General features: G+C 40.0%; 27 protein-coding genes. 20 read left to right on the top strand and 7 right to left on the bottom strand.

Going from position 1 to position 25,396, the window contains the following annotated elements; genetic code table 11:
* Nucleotides 1-16: 16 nt before the first annotated feature.
* Complete coding sequence (gene metK / locus G6W41_RS02600; RefSeq protein ID WP_194170533.1) at nucleotides 17-1,222, bottom strand: methionine adenosyltransferase; 1,206 nt, start codon at nucleotides 1,220-1,222, stop codon at nucleotides 17-19.
* A 138-nt stretch (nucleotides 1,223-1,360) separates the two neighbouring features.
* On the opposite strand from metK, the gene sstT reads away from it, so the two are divergent.
* From sstT to G6W41_RS02665, 13 genes are all read left to right on the top strand, one after another.
* A complete protein-coding gene (sstT, locus tag G6W41_RS02605; protein WP_430733012.1) occupies nucleotides 1,361-2,728 on the top strand; it encodes a serine/threonine transporter SstT in 1,368 nt (455 codons plus the stop codon).
* A gap of 89 nt (nucleotides 2,729-2,817) precedes the next feature.
* A complete protein-coding gene (locus tag G6W41_RS02610) occupies nucleotides 2,818-4,539 on the top strand; it encodes a M3 family oligoendopeptidase (protein WP_194170534.1) in 1,722 nt (573 codons plus the stop codon).
* A gap of 1 nt (nucleotide 4,540) precedes the next feature.
* Nucleotides 4,541-4,990, top strand: coding sequence for a hypothetical protein (locus G6W41_RS02615; protein WP_021084337.1), 450 nt, complete (start codon nucleotides 4,541-4,543; stop codon nucleotides 4,988-4,990).
* 51 nt (nucleotides 4,991-5,041) lie between these two features.
* Entirely contained in the window at nucleotides 5,042-7,111 is a 2,070-nt protein-coding gene (locus G6W41_RS02620; RefSeq protein ID WP_194170535.1) for an ATP-dependent helicase, read from the top strand.
* Entirely contained in the window at nucleotides 7,108-7,929 is an 822-nt protein-coding gene (truB, locus tag G6W41_RS02625) for a tRNA pseudouridine(55) synthase TruB (RefSeq protein ID WP_194170536.1), read from the top strand. The genes G6W41_RS02620 and truB overlap by 4 nt, the downstream gene beginning before the upstream one ends.
* The gene (gene csrA / locus G6W41_RS02630) at nucleotides 7,923-8,153 is read left to right on the top strand and encodes a carbon storage regulator CsrA (protein ID WP_002941828.1); all 231 of its coding nucleotides are present in this window, start codon (nucleotides 7,923-7,925) and stop codon (nucleotides 8,151-8,153) included. The genes truB and csrA overlap by 7 nt, the downstream gene beginning before the upstream one ends.
* Nucleotides 8,150-8,893: a 4-(cytidine 5'-diphospho)-2-C-methyl-D-erythritol kinase gene (locus tag G6W41_RS02635; RefSeq protein WP_194170537.1), complete on the top strand. Its 744-nt coding sequence runs from the start codon at nucleotides 8,150-8,152 to the stop codon at nucleotides 8,891-8,893. The genes csrA and G6W41_RS02635 overlap by 4 nt, the downstream gene beginning before the upstream one ends.
* Before the next feature lie 14 nt (nucleotides 8,894-8,907).
* Nucleotides 8,908-9,360, top strand: a complete 453-nt coding sequence (smpB, locus tag G6W41_RS02640; RefSeq protein ID WP_035142320.1) for an SsrA-binding protein SmpB — start codon at nucleotides 8,908-8,910, stop codon at nucleotides 9,358-9,360.
* Between the two features lie 8 nt (nucleotides 9,361-9,368).
* Complete coding sequence (locus G6W41_RS02645; protein WP_194170538.1) at nucleotides 9,369-9,965, top strand: TlpA family protein disulfide reductase; 597 nt, start codon at nucleotides 9,369-9,371, stop codon at nucleotides 9,963-9,965.
* Nucleotides 9,966-10,027: 62 nt separating this feature from the next.
* Nucleotides 10,028-10,462 (top strand): flagellar basal body rod protein FlgB, encoded by a 435-nt coding sequence (flgB, locus tag G6W41_RS02650; RefSeq protein ID WP_194170539.1) that lies wholly within the window; start codon nucleotides 10,028-10,030, stop codon nucleotides 10,460-10,462.
* Nucleotides 10,463-10,471: 9 nt separating this feature from the next.
* Complete coding sequence (flgC, locus tag G6W41_RS02655) at nucleotides 10,472-10,972, top strand: flagellar basal body rod protein FlgC (protein WP_012139981.1); 501 nt, start codon at nucleotides 10,472-10,474, stop codon at nucleotides 10,970-10,972.
* Nucleotides 10,972-11,265, top strand: coding sequence for a flagellar hook-basal body complex protein FliE (gene fliE / locus G6W41_RS02660; RefSeq protein ID WP_194170540.1), 294 nt, complete (start codon nucleotides 10,972-10,974; stop codon nucleotides 11,263-11,265). Before flgC ends, fliE begins: the two co-directional genes overlap by 1 nt.
* Before the next feature lie 8 nt (nucleotides 11,266-11,273).
* Nucleotides 11,274-13,106 (top strand): peptidoglycan D,D-transpeptidase FtsI family protein, encoded by a 1,833-nt coding sequence (locus G6W41_RS02665; protein WP_021085499.1) that lies wholly within the window; start codon nucleotides 11,274-11,276, stop codon nucleotides 13,104-13,106.
* 88 nt (nucleotides 13,107-13,194) lie between these two features.
* Here G6W41_RS02665 and G6W41_RS02670 read toward each other — a convergent pair whose 3' ends face one another.
* Genes G6W41_RS02670 through G6W41_RS02680 form a run of 3 tightly spaced genes read right to left on the bottom strand, consistent with a single transcriptional unit; the run spans nucleotide 13,195 to nucleotide 15,526 of the window.
* On the bottom strand, nucleotides 13,195-13,656 hold the full coding sequence (locus G6W41_RS02670) for a hypothetical protein (protein ID WP_009294079.1): 462 nt from the start codon (nucleotides 13,654-13,656) through the stop codon (nucleotides 13,195-13,197).
* A gap of 47 nt (nucleotides 13,657-13,703) precedes the next feature.
* A complete protein-coding gene (gene hemH / locus G6W41_RS02675; RefSeq protein ID WP_194170541.1) occupies nucleotides 13,704-14,657 on the bottom strand; it encodes a ferrochelatase in 954 nt (317 codons plus the stop codon).
* Nucleotides 14,657-15,526, bottom strand: coding sequence for a Gfo/Idh/MocA family oxidoreductase (locus tag G6W41_RS02680; protein WP_194170542.1), 870 nt, complete (start codon nucleotides 15,524-15,526; stop codon nucleotides 14,657-14,659). Before G6W41_RS02680 ends, hemH begins: the two co-directional genes overlap by 1 nt.
* A gap of 170 nt (nucleotides 15,527-15,696) precedes the next feature.
* Here G6W41_RS02680 and alaS point away from each other — a divergent pair, with 170 nt between their 5' ends.
* Genes alaS through G6W41_RS02705 form a run of 5 tightly spaced genes read left to right on the top strand, consistent with a single transcriptional unit; the run spans nucleotide 15,697 to nucleotide 21,539 of the window.
* Nucleotides 15,697-18,255 carry an alanine--tRNA ligase gene (alaS, locus tag G6W41_RS02685; protein WP_194170543.1) on the top strand — a complete coding sequence of 853 codons (2,559 nt, stop codon included), beginning with the start codon at nucleotides 15,697-15,699 and terminating at the stop codon, nucleotides 18,253-18,255.
* Nucleotides 18,252-18,749, top strand: a complete 498-nt coding sequence (locus G6W41_RS02690) for a 3-isopropylmalate dehydratase (protein WP_149709998.1) — start codon at nucleotides 18,252-18,254, stop codon at nucleotides 18,747-18,749. Before alaS ends, G6W41_RS02690 begins: the two co-directional genes overlap by 4 nt.
* Nucleotides 18,749-19,291 carry a septum formation inhibitor Maf gene (gene maf / locus G6W41_RS02695; protein WP_194170544.1) on the top strand — a complete coding sequence of 181 codons (543 nt, stop codon included), beginning with the start codon at nucleotides 18,749-18,751 and terminating at the stop codon, nucleotides 19,289-19,291. Before G6W41_RS02690 ends, maf begins: the two co-directional genes overlap by 1 nt.
* The gene (locus G6W41_RS02700; protein ID WP_194170545.1) at nucleotides 19,288-21,216 is read left to right on the top strand and encodes a transglycosylase domain-containing protein; all 1,929 of its coding nucleotides are present in this window, start codon (nucleotides 19,288-19,290) and stop codon (nucleotides 21,214-21,216) included. Before maf ends, G6W41_RS02700 begins: the two co-directional genes overlap by 4 nt.
* Nucleotides 21,217-21,224: 8 nt before the next feature.
* Nucleotides 21,225-21,539, top strand: a complete 315-nt coding sequence (locus G6W41_RS02705; RefSeq protein ID WP_194170546.1) for a helix-hairpin-helix domain-containing protein — start codon at nucleotides 21,225-21,227, stop codon at nucleotides 21,537-21,539.
* A gap of 153 nt (nucleotides 21,540-21,692) precedes the next feature.
* Here the strand turns inward: G6W41_RS02705 and G6W41_RS10095 are convergent, their stop codons facing one another.
* On the bottom strand, nucleotides 21,693-21,866 hold the full coding sequence (locus G6W41_RS10095) for a hypothetical protein (protein WP_223227800.1): 174 nt from the start codon (nucleotides 21,864-21,866) through the stop codon (nucleotides 21,693-21,695).
* 23 nt (nucleotides 21,867-21,889) lie between these two features.
* Between G6W41_RS10095 and G6W41_RS02710 the strand changes: the two genes are divergently transcribed.
* Nucleotides 21,890-22,897, top strand: coding sequence for a phosphoethanolamine transferase (locus G6W41_RS02710; RefSeq protein WP_275944615.1), 1,008 nt, complete (start codon nucleotides 21,890-21,892; stop codon nucleotides 22,895-22,897).
* 28 nt (nucleotides 22,898-22,925) lie between these two features.
* On the top strand, nucleotides 22,926-23,183 hold the full coding sequence (locus G6W41_RS10280) for a sulfatase-like hydrolase/transferase (protein ID WP_275944616.1): 258 nt from the start codon (nucleotides 22,926-22,928) through the stop codon (nucleotides 23,181-23,183).
* 42 nt (nucleotides 23,184-23,225) lie between these two features.
* On the opposite strand, the gene glyS is transcribed toward G6W41_RS10280, so the two are convergent.
* Complete coding sequence (gene glyS, locus G6W41_RS02715; protein WP_194170547.1) at nucleotides 23,226-25,244, bottom strand: glycine--tRNA ligase subunit beta; 2,019 nt, start codon at nucleotides 25,242-25,244, stop codon at nucleotides 23,226-23,228.
* Entirely contained in the window at nucleotides 25,241-25,393 is a 153-nt protein-coding gene (locus G6W41_RS02720) for a hypothetical protein (RefSeq protein ID WP_162141601.1), read from the bottom strand. The genes glyS and G6W41_RS02720 overlap by 4 nt, the downstream gene beginning before the upstream one ends.
* Between the last annotated feature and the right edge of the window lie 3 nt (nucleotides 25,394-25,396).

Raw genomic sequence — 25,396 nt, forward strand, 5'->3', positions numbered from 1 at the left:
AAAGCCACTTTTTTGATTATTTTTTTAGTAAAGCCTTGAAAGTATCGACTGCATCAAGCTTTTCCCAAGGGTATTTTGCATTTCCCACTTGACCTTTTGCAGCTACTTTTGCATATAAAAATGTCTCTTTGCTTGGTTTATCAAGACCAAATTTATTAGTTATCCAGCGAGGTGTTAGAGAAAAATGCTCGCTTACAAAATTTGAAAGCATATCGTCATTTACGCCGTTTGCGTGAGTTCCCATAGTATCAACGCTAACTGAAGTTGGCTTTGAAACGCCGATTGCGTAGCTTATCTGAACGATGCATTTTTTAGCAAGGCCAGCAGCGACTATGTTTTTAGCTATCCAGCGCGCTGCGTAAAGTCCGCTGCGATCAACCTTTGTGTAGTCCTTGCTTGACTGAGCGCCACCACCTATTGGGCTATATCCGCCAAAGCTATCGACGATTAGTTTTCTGCCTGTTAGGCCGCTATCGTGAAGCGAGCTGTGATTTACATATCTACCTGTTGGGTTTATATAGATGATCGTTTTTTCTTTATTATATAGCTCTTTTGGAAGGCCAGTTTCGTCTATTAAATTTTGAATTAGTGCGCGAAGCTCTTCTATCTTCATGCTCTCCACGCATGGCGCAGAAACGACGATGGTATGGATGCTTTGAGGCTTGCAGTTTTCAAAGTTGTCTTTACTGCCGTAATCAATCGTAACTTGAGTTTTTATATCAACGCCAAGCTTATCAGGGTTTGCTTTGGCAAATTTATATACTTTTTCACAAAGCATTCTTGCGTAAGTTATAGCTGCTGGCATAAATTCTTTCGCTTCGCAGCTTGCAAAGCCAAACATGATGCCTTGATCACCTGCTCCGATCTCGCCATCACTTTGATCAACGCCTTGATTTATATCTGGACTTTGTTGATTTAAGCAGACTTTGACCTCGATATCATCTGGGTGTAAGCACTGCTCTTTTGTAAAGTTGCTCTTTCCATCATATCCAATATGCGCAAGAGCGTCTTTTACGATCTTTTCGTAGTCTTTATAAGAGAGTTTTACTTTTGAGTTTATCTCTCCGCCTATTACTATATTTTTTCCAGCTACAAAAACTTCGCTTGCGACGCGTCCATTTGGATCTTGCGTTAAGATAGTATCAACAATGCTATCAGCGATGATATCAGCGCATTTGTCTGGGTGACCTGGACTTACAACTTCAGAAGTAAATAGATACATTTTCGTCCTTTTCCTTGGTTAAATTTTCGTGCAATTGTAACAAATCTATATAAAAAGCGAATTAATCTTTTTAAATTTCTTTATATTTAAAAATCATTTAGCTAAAATCAACAAAAAACTAATTTATTAAGGTGTCAAATGAATATGTTTAAAAACATTGCAAGAAGATACGCCGATGGAAATTTGATCGTTCAAATTTTAGTTGGTATCATTTTAGGTGCCCTAGTTGGCTTTTACACACATTATCAAGCAGCCCCTTACAACCAAATCTCAGCTAAAATTCAAACGATCCAACAAGAGAGTGGCCTTAGCGTAGATGAAGTCATAAAAACTCGCCTTAACCAAGATGAAGCAAAACAGCTTGATGAGGCCAAAGAAAAGGCTAGTTCGGCTAATTCTATCGCTGCTTCTGCTTCAGTGTTAGGAGATTTGTTTAAAGGCGCTCTAAAAGCGATCGCACCTATTCTTGTTTTTGTCCTAGTTGCAACCTCTATCATTTTAAAAGATTTTGGTCATACAAAAGGCATGCAAAAGATCATCACTCTCTACCTTGTTGGCACCTTTTTAGCAGCTGTTGTGGCAGTCATTGCTAGCTTTTTATTTCCTATCGAGATACCGCTAAAAGGTCTGCAAAGCGCTGATATGTCAGCACCTCAAGGCATCACAAACGTGCTAAAAGACCTTATCTATAAAATGGTCGAAAATCCGATAACCGCCCTAGCAAACGGCAACTATATAGGTATCATCACTTGGGCGATAGGTGGTGGCATCGCTATGAGATATGCTACACCTGAGACCAAAAAAGTATTTAAAGATATAAGCGACGGCGTAACTCATATCGTTAAATTTATCATTAGGCTTGCTCCATTTGGCATATTTGGTATGGTTGCTATCAGCATTCATGACACTGGATTTGAGGCACTTGCAGGATATCTCAAACTGATCTTAGTTCTTGTTGGAGCGATGCTTGTAGTGGCATTTATCGTCTATCCAGCGATGGTTTTTGCACTAACAAAGAAAAATCCTTATCCACTTGTGATGATCTGCTTAAAAGAGAGCGCGATCTCAGCGTTTTTTACAAGAAGCTCAGCCGCAAATATCCCTGTAAATATGGCGCTTTGCAAAAAGCTTGGACTAAAAGAGGAGCTCTACTCGATCTCTATCCCACTAGGAGCCACCATAAACATGGGTGGTGCGGCAGTTACCATTAGCATCCTAGCGCTTACTGCGGTAAATTCTATCCCATCTATCACAGTTACATTTGGCGATGCGCTTCTTCTTTGCTTCATCTCAGCTCTTGGCGCGTGCGGCGCATCTGGCGTGGCTGGAGGATCGCTTCTTCTAGTGCCATTAGCGTGCGGACTTTTTGGTATCGGCAACGATATCGCTATGCAATTTGTCACAGTTGGCTTTACGATAGGCGTCATCCAAGACTCAGTTGAAACTGCGCTAAATAGCTCATCAGACGTGCTTTTTACAGCCGTAGCCTCAGAGACTTCAGAATAATCCTCAGTAAAATTTCAGCTAAATTTTGGCTGAAATTTTACTTTTATCCATTTTTTTGTAAAATGTCCCAAAAAATTTAAAGGATAAATATGCAAATTTGGGATCTAAAAGCACTTTTTGCAAACGAAAAAGAGTGCGAGCAAAACGCACTAAATTTACAAAAAGAGTGCGAGAAATTTAAAGATAAATACCTTGAAATTTATGAAAAATTAAAAACAGACAAGTTTTTAAAGGCATTTTGCGAATATGAAAGCTTGATAGCTAAAATTTCAAAAGTAATGACTTATGCTTTTTTAAATTTTGCCAAAGACACAAGCAAGGGCGCATTTTACGCGAAAATCGATGAGATAGCGACAAAAGCAAATGAAAATTTGATATTTTTTGAGATCAAATTTAATGAGTTTAGCCCTAAAAAACAAGAAGAGATCATAAAAAGCTCCAAAAAATATGGCTACTATCTAAGCAACCTCGCCAAAGCAAAACCGCACCAGCTAAGCGTTGCAGAAGAAAGGGTGCTACTTCGCACTGCAAGCACCGGAGCTGAGGGCTTTTCAAGGCTTTTTGATGAGAGTATGAGCAAGATGAGGTTTAAATTTAAAGGCGAGCTTTTAAATGAAGAAGAGATTTTAGCCAAACTTCATGAGAGCGACCAAAGCGTGCGAAAACTAGCCGCCAAAAGCCTCTCAAATGAGCTTAGCAAGCACCAGCACCTTCTTGGCTACATATATAATATGATAAAAACTGATCTAAAAACGAGCTGCGAGCTGCGAAATTTCAAGCTTCCTGAAGAGCCAAGACACCTTGAAAATCAGATTAGTAAAAAAAGCGTTGATTCGCTAATTGCTGTGACGGAGAAAAATTTTGATTTAGTTGCTAAATTTTACGAGCGCAAAAGAGAAATTTTAGACCTTAAAAAGCTTTATGACTACGATAGATACGCGCCTCTTAGCAGTGAAGGCGAGTATAAATTTGATGAGTGCAAAAAGATAGTTTTAAAGGCGTTTGGGACATTTTCACCTAAATTTGGCGATATAGCCAAAAGTGCCTTTAGTGACGGCTGGATCGACGTTTATCCAGCGCCAAACAAGCGAGGTGGCGCGTTTTCTCACTCAGGATCAAGCGACACGCATCCTTATGTTTTGCTAAATCACACAAATCAGCGAAGAGACCTTTTCACGCTTGCCCACGAACTTGGCCACGCCGTGCATCAAAAGCTCTCTTATAGTGTAAGCTACCTAAACTCAGACACTCCGCTAACCACGGCTGAGACAGCTTCAGTCTTTTGCGAGATGCTAGTTTTTGACCACGTAAAAGACGGCCTTAGCAAAAAAGAGAAAATTTCACTGCTTGCTGGCAAGATCGAGGATATATTTGCCACACTTTACCGCCAGATAAATTTCACCACCTTCGAGCGCGCCGTACACGCACACGAGGGCGAGATCAGCCTAGATGAGCTAAATAAAATTTGGCTAAAAGAGAGCAAAAAGATGTTTGGCAAAAGTGTCACACTAAATGACTACTACAAAATTTGGTGGAGCTATATCCCACACTTCATCCACACGCCATTTTACTGCTACGCCTACTCTTACGCGCAGCTTCTTGTGCTTGCACTTTTTGGGCTTTATAAAAGCGGTAAATGCGAAAATTTTGTTGAAATTTACACCGAGTTTTTGAGCCTTGGTGGGAGCCTTAGCCCAAGGGAGCTTGTGGGTAAATTTGGCTTTGATATAGATGATAAAAATTTCTGGCAGATCGGCATAAACGAGGTCAAAAAACTAGTAGATGAGTTTTTAGAAATTTCAAAGGATTAAGATGTTAGATGAAATTTTAGACGATGAGAAATTTGCGCTTTTGATGAAGATGCATGTCTATGAGTGCATTGATTTTTTACTTGAAAAGGGGCTAAATTTCTCAGTTATGGCAAATTTACCGCTAGTTAGCTTTGAGCCTAGCTTGCCAGATGAGATAAGTGGCAGCTTTAGCATGCCAGTCATTATGTTCTCGCTTGGTGGCTACACGCTTGAGAGTGCTAGGCTAACGCAAGATGAGCTTAGCTTTGAGGCTGGCTTTGGCAGTGAGAATTTTGCCTCAGTGGTATCGTTTCCACTTGGCGCGGTGGTTCAAATTTTGGTTGAAAATAGCCCGATCCTCGTAAATTTCTCCATTTATAAGCCAAAAGAGAAGCAAGTCGATCACGCTAAAAAATCAGCCTCAGTCTTTTTACAAAACCCAAAGAATAAAGATATATTTAAGAAAAAATAGTAATTTTAAGCATTTTTGGCTAAAATCAAAAGAAAATTTAAAAAGCGAAAAATGGAAAATTTACTATCAAATTTAAACGAAGCCCAGCGCGAAGCGGCCACCCACATAGACGGTGCGATGCTCATACTAGCGGGTGCTGGCAGTGGCAAGACAAAGACGATCACGACTAGGCTTGCCTATCTCATCGGCGAGGTCGGCATAGACGCGGCAAACACGCTAACTCTTACTTTTACAAACAAAGCCGCCAACGAGATGCGCAGCAGAGCCATGGCGATGCTAAGCCAAAGCGGCAAAAACTACTCGCCGCTACTTTGCACATTTCACAAATTTGGACTTTTGTTTTTAAAGCTCTACATAGAAAAGCTTGGCAGAAAAAATAACTTCGTCATCATCGACACAGACGATAAAAAGCGCATCATAAAAAGCTTTGAAAGTCCAGTCGCTACGGCTATTTTGTCAAGTGAAATTTCAAACTACAAAAACTCACTTTTAAGCGTCGAAGAGGTCTATAAAAATGCAAATTTCTCTTCATTTGACAAAAGCAAGGACAACTTTTACAAGCAAGCAGCGCAAATTTATGAAAAATATGAGGACTATTTAAAGGCGAACAACCTTGTTGATTTTGACGACCTGCTAGGTCTTACATATAAAATTTTAGACGAAAACGAAGATCTTGCTAAAGAAATTTCAAACCGTTACAAATACATAATGGTCGATGAGTATCAAGACACAAATGACCTTCAGTATAAACTGCTAAAAAAACTCTGTCTATGCCACGAAAACATCTGCGTGGTGGGCGATGATGACCAAAGCATCTACGGCTGGCGCGGTGCAAAGATAGATAATATCTTAAATTTCAAAGATCAGTTTAGCAACGTAAAGATCATCAGACTTGAGAAAAACTACCGCTCTAGCGAGGCGATACTAAAGGCTGCAAACGAGCTAATAGACCATAACCGCAACCGCCTTGGCAAGAAGCTTGTGGGCACAAAGGGCGAAGGCGAGGCTGTAAATTTGATAGAAAGCTTTGATGAGAGCGTCGAGGCTGGCAAGATCGCAAAAAATATAAAAGAGTTTTTAAGCAAAGGCGTGCAGGCCAAAGATATCGCGATCTTATACCGCATAAACGCACTCTCTCGCTCACTTGAAGATGGGCTAAACAAAGAGCAGATCGCTTATAAAATGGTAGGCGGAGTTAAATTTTACGAAAGAGCCGAGATCAAAGATATCATAAGCTACCTAAGGCTGATAAACAATCCAAATGATGACTTCTCAATAAGACGTATCATCAACCGCCCAAAGCGAGGACTAGGCAAAGTGAGCCTTGATAAGCTTGAAAAGATGGCATTTGAAGGTAAAATTTCCATTTTCGAGGCGATCTCAAACATCTCTGATAACGACGAGGCCTTTAGCAAAAAGGTAAAATCAGCCCTTCTTGAGTTTGCAAACAACCTAAAAGAGCTTCAAGAAAGCAGCTCAGTTTTTGACCTCATAGATAAATTTGAAGCTAAATTTGGCGTGAAAAAATACTACGAGAGCTTGCCAGATGGTGCTGAAAGAGCGGCGAACATCGACGAGTTTTACGCTGTTTTAAAAGATCAGATCAAGCAAAATCCAAGCTTTGATCTAGAAGAGTTTTTAAACGAGATCACGCTAACAAGCGAGCAAGACGGCATCAGCGACGAGGCTATTAGTATCATGAGCGTGCATGCTAGCAAGGGGCTTGAGTTTGAGCACCTTTTTGTGATCGGCCTTGAAGAGGGATTTTTCCCGCTTATTGGCGATGGTAGCGACATCGAAGAGGAGCGCAGGCTAGCTTACGTGGCGATAACAAGGGCCAAAAAGACACTTAGCCTAAGTTTTGCAAATTCGCGCTTTTATAAAGGTCAGCGCACGAGGCTAAATAAGAGTAGATTTTTAAGCGAGAGCGGTATCACGCATGGCTCGCTAGTTATCGAACAGAGCAATGAATTTAAAAAAGGCGACCTTGTTAAACATAAAATTTTTGGTATCGGCAGAGTGAGCGCGGTTAGCAAGATCAAAAAAGAGTTTAAACTGACTATAAATTTTGGTGGCAATGTAAGAGAGATAATGTCAAGCTTTGTGGAAAAGGCCGTATGAACGCCATTTTCGTGGCAAACAAGCCTGCTGGTATGAGCTCAAACCACTTTTTAGGGCGACTAAAGAGAAAATATGGTGTCAAAAAGGCTGGATTTTCGGGCACGCTTGATCCATTTGCGAGTGGCTGTCTGATAGTCGCTTTTGGCTCATATACGAAATTTTTTAGATTTTTAGACAAAAGCCCAAAGGTCTATGAGGCGACGATCTGGCTTGGGGCGAGCAGTCCTAGCATGGATAATGAAAATGTCACTGAAATTTCAAATGTAAAAGAGCTAAATTTAGAAAAACTTGAAGCCATAAGAGGCGAGCTAATAGGCAAGATAAGCTATATCCCGCCAAAATTTAGCGCCAAACATGTAAATGGCACAAGGGCTTACAAACTAGCAAGAAGTGGCGAAGAATTTGAGCTAAAGCCAGAGACAATGGAAATTTACGAGAGTGAAATTTTGAATTATTCACACCCTTTTTTGACACTTCGTTTAAGTGTAAGTGAGGGGAGTTACATCCGCTCTTATGCAGAAATTTTTGGGCAAAAAGTTGGTTATAATGTAACTTTAAGCTCATTAAAGAGGGTAAGCGAGGGTAAATTTCGCTATGAAAATGAAAAATTTTTAAATATTTGCAATTTTTTAAATATTGAGCAAAACACGTATTTTGGGGATATTAACAACATACTTGACGGCAAGAAATTAAAAATTAACGATTTTGAAACACAAACACAAGGAATTTATTTGCTAAATTATGATAAATTTATGAGCGTAATCCAAATCATGGATGATACTATAAATTACACTTTAAACAAGGTAGAAAAATGTTAATCTTAGCAAGAAAAGAAAACGAAGAAATTTTACTAGGTAACGACATAAAAGTCGTCGTAGTAAGTATCTCAAAAAGCACCGTTAAGCTTGGTATCGAAGCCCCGCGCAACACAATGATACTAAGAAGCGAGCTGGCAAATGATATCAAAAATGAAAATATCCACGCCACTAAAAAAGCAAGCGAAGCCGATATCCACGAGCTTGCGAAAAAAATCGAGAAATGAAAAGCTTTGCAAAGATCAACGTATTTTTGAAGGTAGTTGGCACCAGAGGCAACTACCACGAAATTTTGTCACGTTTTGTTCTTTGCGAGCAGCTTTTTGATGAAATTTATTTTGAGAGGTCAAATTCTTTTGCTATCGAATGCGACAACAAAGAGATAAAAGAAAACATCATCCAAAAAGCGATAGACGAGCTAAAAAAAGCTGGCTTTTCAAACGAGCTAGATGAATTTTTTAGCTCTCACAAAATCATCATTAACAAACAAATCCCAATAGGTGCTGGTCTAGGAGGAGGCAGTTCAAACGCCGCCACCTTTTTACTAATGGTAAATGACGAGCTAAATTTACATATAAAACGCGAAAATTTGATGCAAATAGCCTCTAAAATCGGTGCAGATGTGGCCTTTTTTGTAAGCGGTTACAAGGCAGCAAATGTAAGCGGCATAGGCGAGATCATAGAAGAATTTGACGATGATGTGCCAAATTTAAATATCTTCACACCAAATGTTTTTTGCTCCACACCGATGGTTTATCAAGAATTTAGAAGCAATTTCTTACAATACATAGACGTTAATGCTGCAAAAAAGATGCAAAATTTAAAGAGCAAAGAGCTACTTGAAATTTATAAAAACGAGGAGCTAAACGATCTTTTTGCCCCATGCTTTAAGCTCTATCCACAGATGAACGAGTTTAGGGATAAATTTCTAAGCGGCAGCGGCAGTAGCGTATTTAGCGTAAAATAAAAGGTAAAATTTTGATAAAAGATCTAGCAAAAAACAAAAAAGCTTTGCATGACTTTAGCATACTTGAGACCTTTGAGGCTGGTATCGTTTTAAAAGGCAGCGAGGTCAAGGCTCTAAGGGCTGGCAGAGCAAATTTAAAAGATAGCTTTGTGCGCGTCATAAAGGGTGAGCTTTTCTTACTAAACGCCCATATCAGCTATCTTGAGACTACACACAGCGCATTTCGTCCAAACGAGCGAGCCGCCAGAAAACTTTTGATGCACAGAAAGCAGATCGATAAAATTTTCGGTCAAGTCTCACAAGATGGGCTTACTTTGGTTGTTTTGGCACTTTATCTAAGCGATAAAAACATCGTAAAAGCAAGGCTGGCCCTTGCAAAAGGTAAAAATTTACACGACAAGCGCGAGACTTTAAAGAGGCGCGAGGCAGACAAAGAGGCAAGAGCTGCCATAAAAAGATATGTTTAAGGGATAAGATGAAGAATTTACTTGTTTTAATAATCGCTTTATTTGTTTTTTTTGGTTGTGGTGATGATGAGAGTAGCAGTGCAAATTTTAAAGAATTTAGCTCAAACGAAGAGGTTAAGCTTGTAGATGTGAGCGGCAAAGAGCTTACTTTAGTTAGAAAAGATCACGGCTTTGCTATCAAAAATGATGAAAATAAGGTTTTAATGATCGACATTTTTGGCACATTTTGCCCACCTTGCCAAAAAGAGGCGGCTGAACTTACAAAATATCAGCTTGAAAACAAAGATAAATTTACGCTAATTGGACTAACTCACTTTGAAAATGTCACAAATGAGTATGTTTTGCATGAATTTATGCAAAAATTTAACGCCTACTACTTCATAACAAACGATCAAAAGATAAATGACAGGCTTGCCGAGCAAATCGTAAGAGATATAGAATACAAACACGAGATCGCACTACCTTTTAAAGTGGTGATAAAAAACGGCGAATATCAAATTTTAACAGACGTAGATAGCGGGCAATACGGAGTAAAATACTATCTTGGCGGCATAAAAGTCACAAAAATGAAAGAAGATTTGGCAAAAATCTATGAAACAAAATAAATTTGCCTTATATTTGGAACATCATTTGCTTATAAAAGTGTGAAATTTTAGAAGGACTTTAAATGTTTGTTTTAGATAGATCAAAATCTAGCCCACTCGTCGAATCAGCCCTTGCAGGCAGAGAGCTACGCCAAAAGCTCATCTCTGGCAACCTTGCAAATGTTGATACGCCATTTTACAAGGCTAGAGATGTAAGATTTGAAGATGTTTTAAGAGAAAAAGCAAATGAAATTTACAATATTTCAGAGAGCAAAAAACTAAATTTAGCTAAAACAAACGAAGCACACATGGCTGCGGTTGATTTTCCAAAAAGCGATACAGCTCAAATTTTCTTGCGTGATGGTCACATGGCTAGAAATGACGCAAACACGGTCGATCTTGATGTTGAGACAACAGAAATGGGCAAAAATACAGTTATGATAAACGCTCTTGATAGCGCCTACAAGGCTCAGGGCAATATCTTTAAAAACGTAATAGACGCAAGTGCTAAGAACTAGGAGAGATTGATGTCATACTTAAATGATTTTGATATTAGCGGATACGGACTAAGCGCGCAACGCTTCAGGATGAATGTCATCAGCTCAAACATAGCAAATGCTCAAACCACAAGAACAGCCGAAGGCGGTCCTTACAGAAGACAAGAGGTCATCTTTAAAGAGATGAACTTTGATAAAATTTTAAACGATCAGCTTAAAAACTCACAAAGTTTGCTTGATTATGAAAATCCACTCGATGATCCAAGCTCACCTAAAAACGCTCACCCTGCCCTAACTAGCGTTATCGTAGATAAGGTGGTGCGTGATGACAAGGACTTTCAGCTAAAATACGACCCAAGCCACCCAGACGCAAATGCAAATGGCTATGTCGCATTTCCAAATATAAACCCAGTCATCGAAATGGCTGACTTGCTTGAGGCGACAAGGGCCTATCAAGCAAATGTAGCGTCATTTCAAAACGCAAAGACAATAGCACAAAGTGCGATATCACTCATTTCAGGACAAGCATAATGATAAATGGCATAAATTTAGATAAGTTAAACAAAAGCGAAAATTCAAGCAAAATAGCAAAAGCAGGCGAAGAGGGCGGCTTTGAAAACGCACTAAATGACTCTTTAAAAGAGCTAAATAAGGTTCAAATAAACGCCGATAAAGCCATAGCTGATCTCGCAACTGGCGAGGTAAAAGACCTGCACCAAGCAGCTATCGCCATAGGCAAGGCAGAGACTAGCATGAAGCTTATGCTAGAAATTCGCAACAAAGCGCTAAGCGCATACAAAGAAATTTCAAGAACGCAAATTTAAGCCATTGAATGAATTCCAGAAAATCAAAAATAACCATACTTTTTTTATTAATTACTTTTGGAATTTCAATCTTTGTGCTCGTTATATTTTATAGAGCAAGCATCGAGCGAAAGCTTCCTAAGCTTCAAACAAGCGACGTAAATACCGCAATCCGCGGCAACATCGTCACAAAAGACGGCTTTAGCATCTCATCAAGCCAAAAACTCTACAAAGTGATGCTTGACACTAGAAACATCGATCCAAACAAAAAAGAGATGTTTATCAAGCTCTACTCGCTTTATAGCGGTGACGATCCAAACAAAGTAAGAAAGATCATAAACGGCACAAAAGGCCTTGTCACACTCTCTTATAGCATCGACGCAAAGGGCGCTACCTACCTTCAAGAGCTTTCAAGAAAGCTAAACCGCAAGGGCATTTTAATCTCATATCTTGACCCAAAAACTGGGCTTGCCTCATTTCAAGGTATGCGCGTAATGGAGAGCGGTCAAAACCGTAAATTTATGTCAAAAGACGCCTTAACACCAGCTATTGGCTACGTGAGCAAAACAGAGAGCGACGCACTTACCAAAAGCAAAGGTGTAAAAGGGCTTGAGAGATACTACGAGGACTACCTAGCTCCGATACAAAACGCCAAAATCCTTGGCCCGCGTGATATTGGCAACAATATAATTTTAACTAGTGATTCAAATTTAGCAACAAGAGTTGATGGCTACAACGCGGTGCTTTCTGTACCGCTTAAATTTCAAACCAAGCTAGAGCAAATTTTAGATGAAAAACGTGAATTTCTAGACGCAAAAGAGCTAATCATCTGCATAATGAATAGCAAAAATGGAGAAATTCTAGCCCTAGCTTCTAGCTCAAGATACGATCCCTCAAATATAAGAAAGCAAGATTACAGCGCGCTAAATTCAAGCGCTAGCGAGTATGCATACGAGGTTGGATCGGTTTTTAAACCATTTATCTTCTCCATACTACTTCAAGAAAAAAAGGTAAATCCTTTTGAGCTAGTAAATACCTACAACGGTCGCTATCAGCTAGGCAAAAGGATCATCAAAGATACCCACCCAGAGCCTTTTATGAGCGCTGAAGACATCATCGTGCACAGCTCAAACATCGGCATGATCCAGCTAGTAGAACGCCTAAATGGTCCGCAAATTTATCAAGGGCTTTTAAATTTTGGCTTTTCAAGAAAGACCGGCATCGACCTGCCATACGAGCAAGTGGGTATGATGCCAACGGTTACCAAGCTAAACTCATCGACCTATAAGGCAACAGTTAGCTACGGATACGGCCTTCAAGCGACATTTATGCAGCTTTTAAAAGCTTATAACACATTTAACAACAAAGGCATCGAGGTGACGCCACACATGGTGGCATATCTGGAGCGAAACGGCAAGCGCTACGATCTGCCAAAAGCAGAGCCAGCACAGGTCATCTCGCAAGAGACCGCAAAGATAATGAAGAGAATTTTGATAAAAACAGTTGAAAAAGGTACTGGTCTAAAGGCATTTACGCCAGGTCTTGAGATAGGCGGTAAAACTGGCACCGCGCACATCGCTTCTGGCAAAGGCGGATATAGCAATACCTATAACGGCTCGTTTTTTGGCTTCGTAAATGACACAAGAGGCAACAGCTACACCATAGGCGTTTTGGCAAGAGACCCTAAAAAACCTTACTACTACTTTGGTGCGCAAAGTGCGTTGCCGACATTTAAAAAGGCCGTTGATCTAATGGTTGAAGATGGTTATTTATTCCCAGATCCTAATGTCATAGCTGAGTTTGAAGCCAAAAAAGACAAGCTTAAAAACGACAAAGCAAAGCAAAAACCAGCATTAGATTAAATTTAACTTCTAAGATATAAATATTAAATTTCAAATTTAGAGTTTAAAGTAGAAATTTGGATCTAGGCAAGCGGCCTAAATCCAGAATTTATGCAAGTCCAAGTTCATTTAAGACAGAGCTTAAATTTACAGAATTATTTGTATTTTTGCCAAGGCTATTTTGCTTCTCAAGCAGTGTTTGGCTAGTAAGTGCCATGTTTAGCTCTTTGCGGTAGTCACTTAAAATTTTATCCATGATTTTAAGTAGCTCATTTTTTTGATCCTGCGTTTTGGTCGGATCATTTATGCTTAAAAGCTCAGTTAGCTCCTCTTTTTTCTGAGCTATTTTCTCTTCTATCTTGTTTGAATTTAGCTCATTCATAAAGCCAGCAGCACCGATCTCTGTAAGCCTTTTCTTAAACTGCTCAAGCTTGTCTGAAACTTTTGCCTCGCTTGTGATCTTATCAAGCGTTAGACTTAAAATTTCATCAAAACTATTTTTTTTATCTTTAGCTTTGCTTGAGCCTGACTGCAACAAATAATCGATAATATCGTTATTTTGAACCTTCATACATCTCCTTTTAAATTTGAGATGCTTTTTATAAGCAAGATTTATTCCTAAAGGCTAAATTCTCTAGCGTTTTTTGACTTTTCTAGGATAAAACTAGCAAATTCATCGCTAAAATTTGGACACTCTACCACTTTATAAAAGCTAAAATTTAGCTCTTTTGCAAGTTTAGCATACTCGATAACTAGCTCAAAAATGGTCTCAGAGTTGTCTATACAAAAAGAGAGCGGATAGATAAGCGCTTTTTTATTTTCGCACTTTGCCAAAGCTTCGTTTAGCGATGGTTCTAGCCATTTAACTGGGCCAAGGCGTGACTGATAGGCAAGGCTCACATCTTTAAAATTTAGCCCCTGCTCTTTTAGCATTTTGCTTAAAATTTGCACATGTTCGTTTATGTGTTTTTCGTAGATATCGCCTTTTTCTATGATCTTGCGAGGCAAAGAGTGAGCTGAAAAGATGAGGCTAACATCGCTTATATCGGTATCTTTTATCGCTTCACAGATGTGAGAGATAATGATCTTATTGTAAGCGTCATCATCATAAAATGGCTCGCAAAGTGAAATTTTAGCTTTTAGTTTAAGCTCCCCTTTTGCCTTTTTAAAATCAGCTAAGCTCGAAGTTATCGTAGTTTGTGAGTGGTGAGGGTAGAGCGGCAAAAGAACTATCTCATCAAATTTTTCATACTTTTTAAGCACATCTTTTACAAATGGCGAAGTGTAGTTCATCGCAAAATCAACCGCGTCAAATTCGCTTTTAAGGCTTGAAATTTTCTCACAAAGCTTAGCTGTAAGCTCGCAAAGTGGCGACTTTCCACCTATTTGCTCGTAGTTGTGCTTCGCAGTTTTTAGCCTGCCTTTTGTGATCATGAAAGCTACAAATTTTCTTAAAAATTTATTTTTTATACCCAAAATATATGGGTCATTAAACATATTTGTTAAGAAAATTTCGACATCATCCAGACTGTTTGCACCGCCCATATTTAAAAGCAAAAGAGCTTTTTTCATCAAAATAGTTCTCTTATTTTTATAGCGTCATCGATGTTTGAAAGTTCGCTGCTCTCGCCACTTTGGCAAAGATCGTAAAAGGCCTCGTATTGCGCTTTTAGCTCGCTATTATTTGTATCTATCTTTAAATTCATCTGTCCATTTTCGCTCACTTGATGAAGCTTGTGATCGATGAGATCGCCAAAATAGACGCCATTTTTCGCATTTACCTCTATCTTAAAGCGCTCTAGTGAGCCACAAAATGAGTCGGTGATATGCACTAGAATTTGATTTTTACTTTTAAAGCTTATCGCCGCGTTATCGGCACTTTTGGCATTTGTCTTGTTTGTTTGAGTATAGTAAAAGTCGCTGACTTCAGAATTTATGATATTTTTTGCTAGGTCGATGTCTGAAACAGATAGCTCATTTATGATATTTCCGTCGCAAAGTGGCTTAAAATGAGCGATAGAAATGCTATAAATTTCCTCTTCTTTTAAAAGTGCCTTTTTAAGCGACAAGATAGCTGGATTAAAACGCTCAGAAATTCCAGTGCAAACCCTAGTTTTGTTTGTTTTGGCGGCATATTTTATCTCTTTAAGGTCTGCGATACTTTTAAAAACTGGGCGTGAAATGAGGATATTTTGGCAATATTTTGCACACTGGCAAAATGCCTCCACCATCTCCTCTCTTGGAGAGCAAAGCACGACTGCTTGAGGCTGGGCAACCTCTATAAATTCTTTAAAATCAGTATAAAAATCAGCTCTGCAAAACTCATCAACATTGTCTTTGTCAAAAATGCCACAAATTTCAAACTCGTTTGAGCGTCTAAGCTCTAAATAATGTTTTTTACCTGTGCTGCAATAGCCGATAATGCCGATTTTTAGCTTCACATTCACCCTTTAAAACTTTAGAAATTTTTAATTATTTTATTTACAAATCGCTTTTAAATAGATAAAACAAGAGATAGTTTTCAAAATATCACTATTTTTTCTCTTTTTAGAATTTCGCAAACGAATTTTGGCTAAAATCAAGCAAAATTTTAAAACTAACGAGGATAAAAATGCAAAATTTAGATATAAGAAAGGCATATCTTGATTTTTTTAAATCAAAAGGTCACGAAGTCGTAGCTTCTGCACCACTTGTGCCAAACGATGCAACACTACTTTTTACAAATGCTGGCATGGTGCCATTTAAGAGCATTTTCACAGGCGAAGTGCCACGCCCAACACCACCTATCCGCACTAGCTGTCAGACCTGCATAAGAGCTGGAGGCAAGCACAACGACCTTGATAACGTCGGCTACACAGCGCGCCACCACACATTTTTTGAGATGCTTGGCAACTTTAGCTTTGGCGAATACTTCAAAAAAGAGGCGATCGCTTACGCTTGGGAATTTGTCACAGAGGTGCTAAAACTACCAAAAGATAAGCTTTATGTAACCGTTCACGAAAGCGACGATGAGGCGTTTGAAATTTGGAGCACTCACATCGCAAAAGAGAGAATTTACCGCTTTGGCGATCATGATAACTTCTGGCAAATGGGCGATACTGGACCATGCGGCCCTTGCAGTGAAATTTTTTACGATCAAGGGGCTGAACACTTTAACACGCCTGAAGATTACATGGGCGGCGATGGAGATAGATTTTTAGAGATCTGGAACCTTGTTTTCATGCAGTATGAAAGAAGCGCAGATGGCAAGCTAAGCCCACTACCAAAGCCAAGCATCGATACAGGTATGGGGCTAGAGCGCGTTACTGCTATCTTGCAAGGCAAATTTAGCAACTACGACAGCACACTTTTTATGCCACTCATCAACGAAGTAGCAAAACTTTGCGGCAAGCCATACGTCTATGAAAGTGGCGCTAGTTACCGCGTCATAAGCGACCACATCCGCTCAGTCACATTTTTGCTAGCTCAGGGCACGACATTTGACAAAGAGGGCCGTGGCTACGTGCTTCGCCGTATCTTACGCCGTGCGATCCGCCATGGATACTTGCTAGGCATAAAAGAGCCATTTATGTATAAGCTTGTCGATAAAGTTTGCGAGCTTATGGGCGGACACTACACCTATCTAAACGATAAAAAAGCGGCTGTAAAAGAGCAGATCAAACTTGAAGAAGAGAGATTTTTAGCAACAATCGCAAGCGGACTTGAGCTATTTGAGAGCGAGCTTAAAAATACAAAAGAAATTTTTAGCGGAGAGGCTGCGTTTAAGCTCTATGATACATTTGGCTTCCCACTTGATCTAACGGCTGATATGCTTAGAGAAAAGGGCTTAAAGGTCGATGAGGCAAGGTTTGATGAGCTTATGAGCGAGCAAAAAGCACGTGCAAAAGCTGCTTGGAAAGGCAGTGGCGACAAGAGTGCGAAGGGCGACTTTAAAGAGCTACTTGAGAAATTTGGCGAGAATAAATTTATAGGCTACGAAGAGCTTAAGAGTAAAAGTAAAATTTTAGCCTTGCTTGATGAAGAATTTAAAAATGTAGATAGCCTAGATGCTGGCAAAGAGGGCTGGGTGATGTTTGATGTCACTCCATTTTACGCTCAAAGTGGCGGTCAATGCGGCGATAGCGGTAAGATAGTAGGCAAAGCAAATGTGCTTGATACGCAAAAATTCCACGGGCTAAATTTATCTTTAGTAAAAACTAGCGCGGCGCTAAAAGTTGGCGACGAAGTAGAGCTTGAAGTGGGCAGCGACAGAGCGGAGACTGCGCGTCATCACAGCGCTACACACTTGCTTCACGCAGCCCTTAGAAGCGTGCTTGGCACACACATCGCTCAAGCTGGCTCAAACGTCGAGGCAGATAGGCTAAGGTTTGACTTCTCTCATCCAAAGGCGCTTACTAGCGAAGAAATTTCAAAGGTTGAGAACCTTGTAAATGAGTGGATATTAACTGGCACAAATGCAAAAACGCAGGTTATGGAGCTTGAAGAGGCCAAAAAAAGCGGGGCGATCGCACTATTTAACGAAAAATATGCCGACAAAGTAAGAGTTGTGAGCTTTGGTGACGTCAGTAAAGAGCTTTGCGGCGGCACACACGTGAAAAATATAGACGAGATCGGCTCATTTTTCATCACAAAAGAGAGTGGCGTAAGTGCTGGCGTTAGGCGTATAGAGGCTGTTTGCTCAAGGGCTGCGCTAAATTTAGCAAAGTCATTTAGAGCTGAGCTTGAAGAGCTAAAAGATGAGCTAAAAAGCACAGAACCACTAAGTGCCGTTAAGAAGCTAAAGGGCGAGATAAAAGGCTTAAAAGATAAGCTAAAAAACGCTAAAAGCTCTGAGGAGCTAGCCTTTACAAATGTAAATGAAACTAAACTTTGTGTGGCACACATAGATGGTGGCGACATAAAAACTTTGATAGATGAGTTTAAAAATGGGCATGAAAAGGCTGCTATTTTACTGATCCAAACAGATGAAGAGGGTAAAATTTCTCTTGCAGCTGGCGTGAAAAATGCCCCACTAAAAGCTGGCGCTTGGGTTAAATTTGCAGCGCAAATTCTAGGCGGCAATGGCGGCGGAAAAGACGACTTTGCAACAGCTGGCGGCAAAAATGCTCTAGCCATCGAAGACGCCATAAAAAGCTCACTTGAGTATGCAAGGCAAGCTTTAGAAAAATGATTCATCAAGAGATCGCTTTTTTTAAATTTGATCAACTAATCATCTTCTTGCACATTAGCTTCGTAGCTCTTTTTATAGGGCTACAAGCTGGTTTGGTGCTTGCTGGAAGCTATTTTATAAAAAATAAATTTGAAGATAAAGAGCGCTATCACATCTTGCTTCACATCATAAGACGCTTTGGACTAGCCATCTTTGCGCTAGTTCTTGGCATCGCGCTAACTAGCCTGATAATAATCTTTTTCTTTGATGATGGCAAAATGCAAAATCCGATGGCAAGTGCGATAGTAGCGACCAAATGGGCGATAGAGCTATTTTTACTCTTAAATTTAAGCTACATCTTTTATAGATACAAAAAGGCTTTAAAAACTCTAAGATCGCACGAGATGATCGAGCTAAACGAAAGCCTAATCGTCATCATCTACTACTTCACGCCACTAAATTTACTAGCCTCGCTTGCGGCTGTCTATCTTGGCGTGGGCTATAGGGGCTTTTGATGATCACTCTTGCTTCTAGCTCGCCAACAAGGGCAAATTTACTAAAAAATGCTGGGATAGAATTTAAACAAATTTCTTGCAGCTTTGATGAGAGCATGATAGCAAAAGAGCTAAAACCTGAAATTTACGTCCAAAACGTCGTAAAAGCTAAAAAAGAGCAGTTTTTAAAGGCAAATGGCAAGCTTTTAAATTTACTCTTTGCAGATAGCTGCGTGGCTTGTGGGGATAAAATTTTAGGCAAGGCAAAGGATGAAAACGAGGCATTTGCTATGCTAAATTTACAAAGTGACAATGAGTGTAGCGTCTATACGGCGATGATATTTTTAGGCGAATTTGAGCTTATAAATGTGAGCAAGACTACATATAAATTTGCTAAATTTAGCGAGCAAGATCTAAAAAGCTACCTAGAAAGTGGCGAGTGGCGAGGCAAAGCTGGAGCCATGACGATAGAAAATTTTAATAAAAAATACATCATCTCCCAGCACGGCGAGACAAGCACGGCAATGGGGCTAAATTTAAAAATATTAAAGGCATTTTTATGAAATATATCTTGGCATTTATCTTTGTAGTTGCCGTCGCACTTGGTGGAGCGTTTTTATACTTTTATTCGCAGGTGAGATTTGACGCTTATACCATCATCGACTACAAGCCAAAGCTTGCGACACAAATTTTTGATAGAAACAACGAGCTTATCGCAAATATCTTTGAAGAAAACAGAATTTACGTAAAGTATAACGACATCCCACCACGTGTCATCGAAGCGCTCGTAGCTATTGAGGATACGAGCTACTTTGAGCACGGCGGTATCAACGTAGAAGCCATGGCAAGAGCGGCTATAAAAGACATCAAAGCTAGAAAGCTAGTAGAAGGCGCATCTACGCTAACTCAGCAACTCATAAAAAACCTAGCCCTAAGCCGCGAGAAGAAATTTACAAGAAAGATAAAAGAAGTCGTGCTTGCCATGAAGCTTGAAAGCGAGCTTAGCAAAGAGGATATCATCGAAAGATACCTAAATCACGTATATTTTGGACACGGCTACTACGGCATCAAAACGGCTGCGGAGGGATACTTTAGAAAAGAGCTAAATGAGCTAAGCATAAAAGAGATAGCGATGCTAGTTGGCATGCCAAAAGCACCAAGCACCTATGACCCTACAAAGCACCTTGACCTCTCGCTTAGCCGCGCAAACAGAGTGCTTGAAAGGATGTATAGCATCGGCTGGATAAATGAGGATGAGTACCGAAAGGGCGTGCTTGAAGAGCCAGCAGTCTTTGACGATACGCTCACACGCAACAAAGCTCCTTACGTGGTCGATGAGATCATAAAAGAGGCTTCAAAGAAATTTGACGATATAAAAACTGGCGGTTACAAGATACAAAGCACAGTCGATCTAAACGTGCAAAAGATCGCTCAGGATGCCCTAGTCTATGGCTACAATGAAATTTTAAAAAGAGATAAAAAGGCAAATCCAGAGATGCTAAATGGCGCTATCGTCGTCACTCATCCACAAAGCGGACAAATTTTAGCACTCATCGGAGGTATCGACTACGCAAAAAGTAGCTACAACAGAGCGACACAAAGCAAGCGCCAGCCAGGATCAAGCCTTAAGCCATTTATCTATCAAATAGCCCTTGATAGCGGCTACTCAGTCGTCTCTCAAGTAGCTGATATCGCTAGGACGTTTGACATGGGCAATGGCAAAGAATGGACGCCAAAAAACTATAGCGGCGACTTTCAAGGCTACATCACGATAAAATCAGCCTTAACCCAGTCTCGCAACCTCGCAACCATAAATTTACTAAACGATCTTGGTCTTAGCTCGGTTCGCAAACAGCTTACGGATATGGGCTTTAACGACATCCCTGAAAATTTATCAATCGCACTTGGTAGCTTTGGAATTTCGCCACTTGACTTTGCGAAATTTTACTCGATGTTTCCAAACGATGGCGAAGTGGTCGAGCCTACGCTCATTAAGCATATAGAAAATAGCTTTGGCGCGTCGATGGACTATGAGCCTCAAAAGAAGCAGGTGCTAAAACCTGAGCAGGCATTTTTGATGACTACCTTGCTTCAAAACGCCGTAAACAACGGCACTGGGCGCAACGCAAAGGTAAATGGCATCCAGATCGCTGGCAAAACTGGCACATCAAACAACAGCATCGATGCTTGGTTTTGCGGCTACTCGCCTGATATCGAGGCCATCATCTGGTACGGAAACGACGATAACAGCCCTATGAAAAAGGTCGAGGGCGGCGGCAGGACAGCTGCACCGGTCTTTAAGAAATTTATGGAGGGCTACATCAAGCTCTACCCTACCCTAAGACGTGCGTTTGAGCAGCCTGATGGCGTCTATAAAGGATACTATAACGGCGCTGATGAGTACTACACAAACGACTCGCCGTTGCCGCAAAATACGCCAACAAATGACATCATTCAAGATCAAGAAAATGATGGATTATTATTTTAGGAGATAAGATGAAAAAATTAAAAATTTTACTTTGTCTAACGCTTGCAAGCCTTGCATACGGCGCTGATCTAAACACAGCTAGCAAGAGCGAGCTAATGAGCCTTGGGCTAAACAAAAGCCAGGCGCTAAACGTCATAAAGTATAGAAAAGCTCATAAATTTACAAGCATCGAGGAGCTTGAGAAGGTTCAAGGCATCGGCTTTAACGACATGCAAAAGGTCAAAGAAAAGCTTAGCGTAAAAGATAGCCAAAAGGCGAAAAAGGCTGAGCCTGAAAAGAAGTCAAAAAGCAAGAAGCTAAAGAGCAAGAAAAAGAAAAAATAATTTTTCTCTTATAAATTTCTAGCCATTTACATTTTAGCTCTATCATTACGCCCCTGAAAGAAGGTGGCTAGAAATGCTAAACATCGACAAAATAAGACATATAAGCTTTGTTAAATTTTTAATTTTATTTGTAGCTTATATGTTTTTCATAAACTACATATTTTTATTCAAGGGCGTATTTTTAGGGTTTTTATCGGGCGACACTTTGTCTTTTTCTATACTGCTTTTTGCTCTACTTAGCATATTTTTTCTTTTGCTCTTTGCTGGAGTTTTTTGCATTTTGCTTGTGCCATTTTTACTAAAACCTCTTGCTATCTTTCTCATCATGATTAGCAGCACCTGCTTACTTTATGCAAACTTATGGCGTCATTATAGACAAAGGCATGCTATTAAACGTCTTGCACACTGACACAAGAGAGGCATTTAGCTATTTTAATGCCAGCTTAGCTCTTTTGGCTTATTTTGTAACCATCCTGCCTTGCGTATATGTAGCGCTTGTAAAGATTAGCTATGGTAGTTTTAAAAATGCGCTTAGATCAAGAGTAAAAATAGCCCTTAGCACTTTAGCAAGTGCAGCTATAATCTTTGCACTCATGTCTAAAATTTTTATACCATTTTTTAGAGAGCATAACGTCTCAAGCGTTTTACTCCCATACTATCCTATCTACTCTAGCATAAGATTAGCAAAGTCTTTGGCACAAAAACCGCTCCCTTTTACCTACGTGGCAGATGACGCAACTCTTACTAACGATAAAAAGAAAATTTTAGTTTTGATAGTTGGCGAGACGCAAAGAAGCAAAAACTACTCGCTAAATGGCTACGCTAAAAACGATACAAACAAATTCACCAAGCAAAAAGATGTGGTAAGTTTTACAAATTTTTACTCATGCGGGACTGCCACAGAGACTAGTGTGCCTTGCCTATTTTCAGACTTAAAGCGAGAAAATTTTAGCAACCGCGAGGCTAAAGCTCGTGAAAATTTAGTTGATATCATCAATAAACTTGGCATAAAAACATACTTTTTTGGCAACAATAGCGGCGGTTGCAAGGGCGTTTGCGACAATCTTGATCAAAACCACACTTCAGAGCACAGAGCAGAAGGCTTTGATGAAGTGATATTTGATGAGGCAAAAAATGTTATAAAAGATGCAAACTCCACTACATTTATCGTGCTACATTTGCAAGGCTCACATGGCCCTATCTACTACAAAGGCTACCCAAGCAAATTTAAAGAATTCACCCCAACATGCGACACTGCCGAGCTAAACAAATGCACGCCAGATGAGATAGCAAACACCTATGACAACACCATTTTATATGAGGACTATCTGCAAAGCGAGCTGATAAAACGCCCTTGAAGCAAGAAAAGATAAATTTGAGGTTGCCATGTTTTTTTTCTCAGATCACGGAGAGAGCCTGGGCGAAAATGGCATATATTTACACGGCCTGCCTTACTCTATCGCTCCAGATGAGCAAAAACACATCCCAGCCATCGTCTTTTCAAGCGATAGCGAGCTTTTAAAAAGGCTAAAAGCTAGAAAAGATGAAAGCCTTTCGCATGATTTTATATTTAGCTCAGTGCTTGGATATTTTGGGGTGAAAACTAAGGCTTACGAGCCAGAATTTGATATTTTTAGGGAGTAAATTTAAAAGCCAGCCTAGGCAAAGCCCGAAGCTGGCGCAAATTTAAAAGCTGATCTCTTTTATATCAGCTACTTTTAATATCTCACTATAAATTTGACCGATGATTGCGACGCGGTTATTTCGTACTTTTTCGTTTTCAACGTTTATCATAACTTTGTCAAAAAACTCATCTATCTGCGGCTTTAGAGCAAATAGCGCTTTTAGCCTTGGCTCATATGCCAAGCTCTTATCGACAGCTTTAAATGCGTCATTTAAGGCCTTTTCAGCATCTATCTCAAAGAGGCTCTCATCGACCTTGCTAAATTTATCATCTTTTATGATGTTTGCAAGGCGCTTGAATGTCGAGAAATTCTCTCTAAAATTTGGCTCGCTTGAAATTTTAGCAAGTGCCTCCATCATCTTAGTTAGCTCCAAGATGTCCTTTTCGCCGCTTTTTATGCACGCTTTTACGATAGAAGCGTTTGCGTCAAAGAAGGTGTAGAGCCTATCAAGGATGAAATTTATAAGCACTTCAACGTCAAATTTCTTATAATCTTTTGCGATATCTTCTAAAATTTCTTTTACGTTAAATTTCAAATTATGCGTCAAAACGATCTTTATCACGCCATTTGCCGCGCGCCTTAAAGCGTATGGGTCCTTGGTGCCGCTTGGGATTTTGCCGATGCTAAAGAGTCCCATTAGCGTATCAAGCTTATTTGAAAGCGCAACAACCGAGCTAAAGACCTTGCTTGGGCACTGCGCCTCCTCGCCATCTGGCAGATACTGCTCTTTTATGGCTAAAACGACGTTTTCATCTTCATTTTTGGCCTTTGCGTAGTAAGCACCCATGATACCTTGAAGCTCGGTAAATTCATAAACCATCTGCGTTGTAAGATCAGCCTTACTTAGCATCACAGCTCGCTCCAGCTTAGCTGCGTACTCGCCAGCTTCTTTTTTAAGTAGCTCACCATAGTTGCTAGCAAGTTTTTTAGCCACCTTTAGCTCTCTAAGCTCTTTTTCGTAGATACTTCCAAGCTCTTTTAGGTAGGTTATATTTTTTAGTTTTTCTGGGCTAAATTCGGCCTTAAGGTCGCTTTGCCAAAAGAACATCGCATCACTTAGTCTTGCTCTTAGCACCTTTTCGTTGCCTTTAATAATGAGCGAATAGTCCTTTGTGATGGCGTTACTAACTACAACAAAGCCATTTGCAAGCTTGCCATCTTTAAAGACTGGGAAGTAGCGCTGATTTTCTTTCATCGATGTGATAATGACCTCGCTTGGCACCTCCAAAAACTCCTCTTCAAACGAGCCAAGAAGCGCTGTTGGATACTCAGTGATCGCCACGACTTCAGCTAGCAAGTCTTTATCTATCTCGATCTTTAGTCCGCTTTTTTGGCTGATCTTTTCAAACTCATCAAGGATTATATTCTCTCTCTCGTCTGCCTCTAGCACGACGCCACGGCTCTTTGAGCCTTCAAAATACTCTTTTATATTTGAAATTTTTATCTTGTCATAGCTGATGCTTCTGTGAGGATAGGTAGAGTTACTGCTCTCTACGCCAAATTTGTTAAATTTAATGACCTCATCTCCAAGCAAGCATAAAAACGATCTTATCGGGCGGATAAACTCAAACTCGCCGTTGCCCCAGCGCATAGACTTGCCAAAGCTAAGGCTCTTTAAAAACTCCTCGACCATGTCGCCCATTATCTTAGCAACCGACTCGCCCTTTACCTCTTTTTCGTAGTAAAGCACCTCTTTGCCGTCTATCTCTTTAAATTTAAGCTCACTCTCGCTTATGCCACATTTATTTGCAAAGCTAAGCGCCGCCTTCGTAAAAGCTCCGTCTTTTAGCGCTACTTGCTTTGGCGCGCCAACGAAACTAGCCACGCTATCTGGCTGAGCTAATGGGAATTTCTCATGGAAAAAGACCAAACGGCGCGGTGTGTAGTAAAATTTAAACTCGCTTTTGATGTTATATTTTTCAAGCACAGCCTGCCATTTAGCGTTGATGTTTGGCAGCTCCCTTAAAAATGGTATCGCTGGGAGCTCCTCGACTCCGATCTCTAGTAATAGCTCTTTCATATCTCACTCTTTTTATTAAAATTTTCTCTTTTTTCTCTTATCATCTCTCTTGCTCTCTCCTTCTCTTGCGCCTGCAAAATGACGCCTCTTATCATAAATATCACAAACAAAACAAACGCTGCGATCATAAAAATATCTAAAATTTGCACCAT

The sequence above is a fragment of the Campylobacter concisus genome (assembly GCF_015230035.1).
GTDB lineage: Bacteria > Campylobacterota > Campylobacteria > Campylobacterales > Campylobacteraceae > Campylobacter_A > Campylobacter_A concisus_BK.